This is a genomic window from Streptomyces sp. NPDC002623 (assembly GCF_053592635.1).
This window is the reverse complement of the sequence record NZ_JBSFWB010000091.1, coordinates 1-7,055: the sequence shown is the minus strand read 5'-3', so window position 1 is coordinate 7,055 and position 7,055 is coordinate 1. Positions and strand designations below refer to the sequence as shown.

Below are 7,055 nucleotides of genomic sequence, written 5' to 3'. Positions count from 1 at the left end.
GAGGACGAGATCTTCATGCTCATCAAGGGCGAGGCGCTGCTCTGGCTCGGCGACGAGCAGATGGAGCTGTCCGAGGGCGGCATCGTCTACCTGCCCAGGAACATCCCGCACGGCTACCGCATCACCTCCGACACCGCCGACCTCCTCATGATCACCACCCCCGGCGGCATAGAGGGCATGTTCCAGCAGGCCGGCCGCGACATCACCACCCCCCGGCCCAAGGACTTCGCCATCACACCCGAGAGGCTGGCCGAAGCGGCGGAGAAGTACGGACAGGTCATCCTCGGCCCGCCGCGGTGACACGCCACCACATCACAGTGACCACGCACGGGTACCGCTGACACCGGCGGTACCCGCGCCCGGATTTGCCGGGCTGATGCGGATCCATTGCGGTTCGGGCTCGGTGGCCGTGGGCTGCGATGCAGTTGCATGTCCGTTTTTATGCTTGATGCGTAGAGTTGGGCATCATGAAGGTGCGGCTTGGTCTGCTCAACGCCGTGGACTCAGGAGTGACCGAGCAGGAAGTCTTCCGGCTGGCTCTCCAGCACGCGGTGACGGAGCTCGGTGCCCTGGGCGGAATGGTGCACTTCAGCGGCCCCATGTCCGCGCTGCGCCTGGTCTCGGCGAACGGACTGCCCCCGGCCCTCACTCGGCTCTGGGAGATCGTCGCGCAGGAAGGCACGGCCGCCCCGGCCCGCGCCGTACGCCAGGGCAGCCCCGTGTGGGTGGCTTCCGAGCCCGACGTCCCCGCCGAATCCTCCACGCGCGCCAGGCCCGACAGCGGTACAGGTATGGCTGCTGTGCCCGTGTTCAGGGGAGGCCACGCCGTCGGCGTGCTCACTGTCCTGACGGGCGACGGCGGCGAGCCGACCAAGGAGCAGTGGGACTTCCTGCAGGCTGTGACAGCCTGGGCCGAGGAGCGGATGGGCCAGGCGCCGCCGCCCACCCGACCGCCTCAGCGGAACTGGAACAGCAGCCGCGTCCGGGAGGCGCTGGAGGAGGTTCAGGTCGGCTCGTGGGAGTGGGGCATCCAGTCCGGTGAGCTGTACTGGGACGAAGCCTCGATGGCGCTGTGCGGGGTGGATCCGGCCGATTTCGTGCCCCGGATCGAGACGTTCATGAAGGCCGTTCACCCCGACGACCTGCCGTGGACATTGGCCGCGGTCGAGAAGTCGATCCGTGACCGGACACTGTACGAGGCAGAGTTCCGGATCCACCGCCCGGACGGTACGACCCGTTGGACCCTGGCCCGCGCCAAGGTGGTCCGCGACGACGCGGGGGAACCGCTCAGGATGATCGGCGGATGGTGGGGCATCGAAGAGTCCTATTCCGCCCGGGACGCGCTTGCCCGTGCCCTGAGGCACATGAGCGACGGCTTCCTGGCGCTGGACGACGACTGGCGGATCGTCTTCGCCAATCGGGAGGCGGAGCGCACCCTCGGCTCCCTGGAGGAAGAGCTGCTCGGCCGGATTCTGTGGGAGCTTCCCCGGGTACGGCAGGTGCGCGGCCTGGAGGAACGCTGCCGAACCGCCGCCGCGGCGGCCGTCCCGGCCGGATTCGACATCCGCATACCGGACACCGGTCGCTGCTATCACCTGCGGCTGGTCCCGGTACCGGAGGGCACCACCTGCTACTGCGCCGATGTCACCGAGATCCGGCAGCGCGCTGCCGAGCGCGAGGCCGCCGAGCGCGTCGCCGCCGAGCGGTCCGCCCGCATCACGGAGCTGACGGCGGATCTTGCCCGGGCGATGACCTCACAGGACGTGGCGGAGGCGGTCGCCCGGCGGGTGATGCAGCCGTTCGGCGCTGTCGGCCTGATCATGCAGATGATCGAGGGCGATCGGGCGTACAACGTCGGAGCCGTCGGGTACCCCCAGCAGTTCCTGGACGGGCTGGACGGCACCCTGCTCCACGAGGCCACGCCGATCTGGGATTCGCTGCTCTCGGACGCGCCCGTGTTCATCTCCTCGGTCGAGGAGTACACCACGCGTTACCCGCGCCGGGCGGACTGGCCCCGTGAGGTCGGCAAGCAGTCATGGGCATTCCTGCCGCTGACCGCCGCGGGGCGCGTGCTCGGCGGCTGCGCCATCAGTTTCGACCACCCGCGCCGGCTGACCGGCGAGGAACGAACCCTGCTGGTCGCGATCAGCGGCCTGGTCGCCCAGGCCCTGGACCGGGCCCGGTTGTACGACTCCGTACACACCCGAGCCCAGGAACTCCAGCGCGGTCTGCTTCCGCGCACGCTGCCCGCGCTACCCGCCTGCACGGCCGCCGCCCGCTACCTGCCCGCAGGGCATGACATGGAGGTCGGCGGGGACTGGTACGACGTCATCCCACTGTCCGCCGACCAGGTCGCGCTGGTCATCGGCGACGTGATGGGGCACGGAATGTCCGAGGCGGCCACCATGGGACGGTTGCGTACCGCCGTGCACACGCTCGCCGACCTCGAACTGCCTCCCGACGAGGTCATGACCCGCCTCAATGACATCGTCAGCGACCTGGGCGAGGACTCCTACGCCACCTGCCTGTACGCGATCTACGACCCGACCACCCTGATCTGCTCCTTCGTCTGCGCCGGGCACCCGCAGCCGGTCGTGGTGCTCCCGGACGGAAGCATGCACATCCCCGAGCAGGCTCCGGATCCGCCGCTCGGCGCGGCCGAGCCTCCGTTCGAGACCGTGCAGTTGACGCTGCCTGAGGGCAGTCTTCTCATCCTGTACACCGACGGCCTCGTCGAGTCCTCCCGGCGCGACTTCGACGACGGCCTGGCCTGCCTCACCAGGCTTCTGGGCACCGCCCACCCTTGCGGCCTCGACCAGGTCTGCGACACCCTGGTCGGCGGCTTGCTGCCCACCGACCAGCACGACATCGACGATGACGCCACCCTGCTTGCCGTCCGCGTCCATGCTCTGCCAGCTGACCAGATCGCGTCCTGGGCACTGCCCGAGGACCCGCGGGCGGCGGGCGAGGCCCGCGAGCACGTACGCGAGCAACTGGCGGAGTGGGCCCTGGAGGAGCTGACGATGAGCACCGAACTGCTCGCCAGCGAACTCATTGGCAACGTCGTACGCCATGCCAAGGGCCCGATACGGCTCCGCCTGCTGCGCAGCGCCCACCTGGTCTGCGAGGTCTCGGACGGCAGCCTGACCACCCCGCGCATCCGCCGCGCTTTGGACACCGACGAGGGCGGACGCGGCCTGCAACTCGTTGCAGCGCTCTCCCAGCGTTGGGGCACTCGCTACACGCCGACGGGGAAGTGCATCTGGACCGAGCAGGCGCTGCCCTTCGTCGCGGAGGCTGCCACGCCTCCGGACGGCCAGGCGCGATGAGCGGCTTCAGGCCCGGCTCGGCTCCGCCTCGTGCTCGTCGGCCTCCGTGTGGGGAAGCGGACGTCCCAGGTCGTCGACGGGGGCGCCGGCCCAGACTCGTAGGGCGTCCATGGCGGGGCCGAGTCCCATGCCGCGCTCGGTGAGCCGGTAGGTGACGGCGACCGGCGGGCCGGGGGAGACCTCGCGCTCGACGAGGCCGAGCTCCTTCAGCTCCGTGAGACGGTCGCTCAGTACCCGCTTGGACAGGGCCGGCAGCGCGGCGTTCAGCTCGCTGAAGCGGGCCGGACGCTGGAGGAGCAGGTCGATGAGGGGGCCTGTCCACCGTTTGCCGAGGAGGTTGAAGACGTCTTCGGTGTAGGAGCAGGAGTGCAGCGGCAGGCGGGTCTCGGTCATGGCAACCAAGGGTACGGCGGGGAAACATTCAACGCACTCGGTGCGTTTAAGTAACCGGATCATCTGCCTGGGTCAGAGGCCCAGGTTCCCGTCGGTCGAGAAGGAGAAGAGGACATGGAGTGGAACCTGGACGGGGCAGACGGCACCACATCGTCGGCCGCCGAGGACTGGGAGCGGGCGAAGCTGCTCTTCGACGCCCGTGACTACATTGCCGCCGCCCGCATTCTGGGCGGCCTGGTCGAGGGTCACCCCGAGCAGAACGGCCCCCGGCTGCTGCTTGCCCGCGCCTACTACCACTCGGCGGCCCTACGTCGGGCCGAGTCCGAACTCCGAGTGCTGCTCGAGCGTGACGCGGGTGACGCGTACGGGCACCTGCTTCTCGGTCGCACGCTGGAGCGCCTGGGGCGGCCGGAAGAGGCCACGCCCCATCTGAAGATGGCGAAGATCCTAGGCGCGTGAGTGCGTGCATCGTATAACTGCATACATTTTCACGCTCGCTATCGGAGTCGATCTCGGAAGAAATCGTCTTCTGTCTTTACTGGGGAACCAAGAGTGTGCACACTTCGAGTTGCGGGTCGTCGGTGGCGCTTCACCGAATCGGCCGGCGGAGTTCAATTCCGTGGAGGGACACCATGATCGAAGTGAGCCGCACTCTTTCCGTGAACGACGGCACGGAGCCGGCGCTCCAGGTGGACGACGTCTGGGCAGGCCTGTTGGACAAGGCTGCGAACCCGCTGGCGTACGTCGCCAGCATGAGCAAGTGCACCGTGACCGAGCGGTTCGACGGCGGCCTGGTACGCGAGGTGGTACACGCCGGGCAGCCGGTGCGCGAGGTCGTCACGTTCTACCCCAAGCAGCGTGTGCATTTCGTGCGGACGCACGGCAGTGCCAGGGGCACGATCGACAACGAACTCGGTCTCGACCACGCCGGAGAGCTCTCTCTCACCTTCTCTTTCCGTATTGTTCTCGACGGGGTGGAGCCGGGCAGCGCTCAGGAGAACGAGTTCGCCGCACACATGGAGGCCGACTACCTCGACGCGGTGCGGACGACGCTCGCGGCCGTACGGGGCCGGGTCGCCGGCGCCGCCACCGGAATCTCGGCCTGAGGAGCCTGCCGTGCAGACAGAGTTCGCAGCCAAGGTGTTCACGCTGGTCGACGCGACCGACGCGGCCGGTTTCAGCCGACTGTTCGCCCCGCAGGGACGCATGCGCTTCGGGAACAACGAGCCGATGACCGGCCCCGAGGAAATAGAGGCCGGCGTCGGTGGCTTCTTCGGCACCATCAAGGGGCTGCGCCACACGGTCGTCCGTGAGTGGCACAGCGGTGCCGACAGCATCGTCGAGGAGATCGTCGACTACTACCGCCTGGCCGGCGACACCGTCACCATCCCGGCCGTCACCATGTGGCACGTCGACGACCGGGGCCTCATCGACGACTTCCGCGTCTACTTCGACCTCGCTCCGCTCTTCGCCTGAGCCCACGACCCCTAGGTGCATACAGTCCCAAGCCGCCCGGGCCCGGACGGTGGCCTGTCAGGGAGGCCATCGCCGGGTCCGGGCTTTTCCGCGCCCCTGTCCGGGCTTCTTCACGCCCTTATTGGATACACCTCTTGGGTACACTCCCGGCGTGAGCAGGAATACGAGCGAATCGTCGGAAGAGCGGGAACCGGGCGGCTCCGTGAGCGTGGTCGACGGCGCTCCCGCACCTGGCGCGAGTCCCGCGGAGGCCACAGGCGGACGTCGAATGGCTCTCGACGTGCACGGCCGGCTTCGGGCGATGATCCTCAGCGGTGAACTGCCGCCGGGCTCGCCGCTGCTCCAGGCGGAGATGGCCCGCAAACTGGGCGTCAGCCGCACCCCGATGCGCGAGGCGTTCCGGCTCCTCCAGGAGGAAGGCCTCATCGACGCCCGGCCCGACCAGCGGGCCCGCGTACGCGCGGTGGACCCCGAGGACCTGGACGGGGTGTACGGGGCCCGCATCATGCTGGAGACCCTGGCCGTGACCACGACGGCGAAGACGCTCACCGGCGAGGACCTCGACCGTATGAGCGAACTGCTGGAGCGAATGAAGGACCTCGCCGACGAGGAGAAGCCGGACGAGTGGTACGCCGCGCACCGCGAGTTCCACGGCGTGGCTACCCAGGCCGTCGGGGCACAGCTGCGGCGCACGCTCTCCTCGCACGCCGAGCACAGCGAGCGCTACGTCCGTCTCGCCCAGTTGGGCGTACCGGGGTCCCGTGCGCGGGCGCACAAGGAGCACGAGGCGCTGCTGGCGGCGCTGAGGGCGGGTGACGAGGGCGCGGCCGCCAGGGTGATCGCCGGTCACCTGGCGCGCACCGCGCTGAGCGTGCTGGCCGATGTCGCCCCGGAGTACGAGCCCGTCACCACGCGCTCGGCCCTCAAGATCGCCGGCGGCGGACAGGCCTGACACTCCGCCTCGCAGCAGCGCTGCCTCCTCGCCGTAGCATCGGAACGTGCGAGTGAGGAAAGGGGCTGGAGTGTGTCCGCCGCCGATGTGACAGAAGAAGTGCCGCACCCGACGGCGTCCGGCCGGGGCAGGCCCCGCAAGCACGGGACCGAGGCCGACTGCCCGCGCAAGGGCGAGCGCACCCGGCAGCGCATTCTGGAGGCGGCCCGTCGCAAGTTCGCCGAAGTCGGCTACGAGCGCGCCACGATCCGGGCCATCGCGGCCGAGGCGGAGGTCGACAAGTCCTCTGTCATCCAGTACTTCGGCAGCAAGGACAGCCTGTTCCGCGAGGCCGTCCGCTGGGACATCCCGGTCGCCGAGCTGGCCACCGACGACCCTGCCGAGACCGTCGAGAATCTCGTACGCGGCATGCTCGGCGCCTGGGCCGCGGAGCCGGACAGCCCCATGGCCGTACTGGTGCGCGCCAGCATGACCAGCGAGGAAGCCGCCGAACTCCTGCGCGGCCACATCACCGCCCAGGCCGTCGAACCGGTGGCCGCCATGGTCCACAGCCCCGACGCCCGACTGCGGGCGGCGTTGTGCGGCGCGATGATGATGGGCGTCGCAAGCCAGCGCTACCTGCTCCGCATGCCCGACCTGGCCGCGGCCGACACCGAGGACATCCTCCGCCTCGTGGTGCCGGTACTCCGCGGCCTCATCGACCCCGAGGACTCGGCGAAGACCGGCGACTGAAACGCCTGCCTCCGAGCCAGCCGATGGCTGCAGGAGAGGCAGGAGTTCAAGGCGGCCCAGGCAGCTCTCAGCTTGAGTTTTAAGTGCGCCACGAGCGCAGAGAGTGAGGTTGATGTAGGTAGGCCCACTTGATGCGGTGCTGTGCAGATGATGAAGGTTTTGTGGCCCTTCGG

Annotated in this window: 8 protein-coding genes; 7 read left to right on the top strand and 1 reads right to left on the bottom strand. The window is 69.1% G+C overall.

Annotated elements, in window-relative coordinates:
• Together ACWD4O_RS48525 and ACWD4O_RS48520 are read left to right on the top strand one after the other, a co-directional pair.
• On the top strand, positions 1–300 hold a 300-nt coding region (locus tag ACWD4O_RS48525; RefSeq protein WP_451289563.1), incomplete at its 5' end, for a cupin domain-containing protein.
• A 167-nt stretch (positions 301–467) separates the two neighbouring features.
• Entirely contained in the window at positions 468–3,329 is a 2,862-nt protein-coding gene (locus tag ACWD4O_RS48520) for a SpoIIE family protein phosphatase (protein ID WP_451289562.1), read from the top strand.
• Between the two features lie 6 nt (positions 3,330–3,335).
• Here the strand turns inward: ACWD4O_RS48520 and ACWD4O_RS48515 are convergent, their stop codons facing one another.
• Positions 3,336–3,722 (bottom strand): winged helix-turn-helix transcriptional regulator, encoded by a 387-nt coding sequence (locus ACWD4O_RS48515; RefSeq protein WP_451289561.1) that lies wholly within the window; start codon positions 3,720–3,722, stop codon positions 3,336–3,338.
• A 114-nt stretch (positions 3,723–3,836) separates the two neighbouring features.
• Here ACWD4O_RS48515 and ACWD4O_RS48510 point away from each other — a divergent pair, with 114 nt between their 5' ends.
• The 5 genes from ACWD4O_RS48510 to ACWD4O_RS48490 all read left to right on the top strand — a co-directional run bounded on the left by ACWD4O_RS48510 (position 3,837) and on the right by ACWD4O_RS48490 (position 6,882).
• Positions 3,837–4,181, top strand: coding sequence for a tetratricopeptide repeat protein (locus ACWD4O_RS48510; protein WP_451289559.1), 345 nt, complete (start codon positions 3,837–3,839; stop codon positions 4,179–4,181).
• Positions 4,182–4,354: 173 nt separating this feature from the next.
• Positions 4,355–4,828 carry an SRPBCC family protein gene (locus tag ACWD4O_RS48505; protein WP_451289558.1) on the top strand — a complete coding sequence of 158 codons (474 nt, stop codon included), beginning with the start codon at positions 4,355–4,357 and terminating at the stop codon, positions 4,826–4,828.
• A gap of 10 nt (positions 4,829–4,838) precedes the next feature.
• Positions 4,839–5,198: a nuclear transport factor 2 family protein gene (locus ACWD4O_RS48500; protein ID WP_451289557.1), complete on the top strand. Its 360-nt coding sequence runs from the start codon at positions 4,839–4,841 to the stop codon at positions 5,196–5,198.
• 268 nt (positions 5,199–5,466) lie between these two features.
• Positions 5,467–6,150 (top strand): GntR family transcriptional regulator, encoded by a 684-nt coding sequence (locus ACWD4O_RS48495; RefSeq protein ID WP_451289555.1) that lies wholly within the window; start codon positions 5,467–5,469, stop codon positions 6,148–6,150.
• A 72-nt stretch (positions 6,151–6,222) separates the two neighbouring features.
• A complete protein-coding gene (locus tag ACWD4O_RS48490) occupies positions 6,223–6,882 on the top strand; it encodes a TetR/AcrR family transcriptional regulator (protein ID WP_451289554.1) in 660 nt (219 codons plus the stop codon).
• Positions 6,883–7,055 lie beyond the last annotated feature (173 nt).

Excerpts from the sequence above, each read along its gene's own strand:
- ACWD4O_RS48520 (WP_451289562.1), top strand. The coding sequence starts at position 468 with ATGAAGGTGCGGCTTGGTCTGCTCAACGCCGTGGACTCAGGAGTGACC.
- ACWD4O_RS48515 (WP_451289561.1), bottom strand. The coding sequence starts at position 3,722 with ATGACCGAGACCCGCCTGCCGCTGCACTCCTGCTCCTACACCGAAGAC.
- ACWD4O_RS48510 (WP_451289559.1), top strand. The coding sequence starts at position 3,837 with ATGGAGTGGAACCTGGACGGGGCAGACGGCACCACATCGTCGGCCGCC.
- ACWD4O_RS48505 (WP_451289558.1), top strand. The coding sequence starts at position 4,355 with ATGATCGAAGTGAGCCGCACTCTTTCCGTGAACGACGGCACGGAGCCG.
- ACWD4O_RS48495 (WP_451289555.1), top strand. The coding sequence starts at position 5,467 with ATGGCTCTCGACGTGCACGGCCGGCTTCGGGCGATGATCCTCAGCGGT.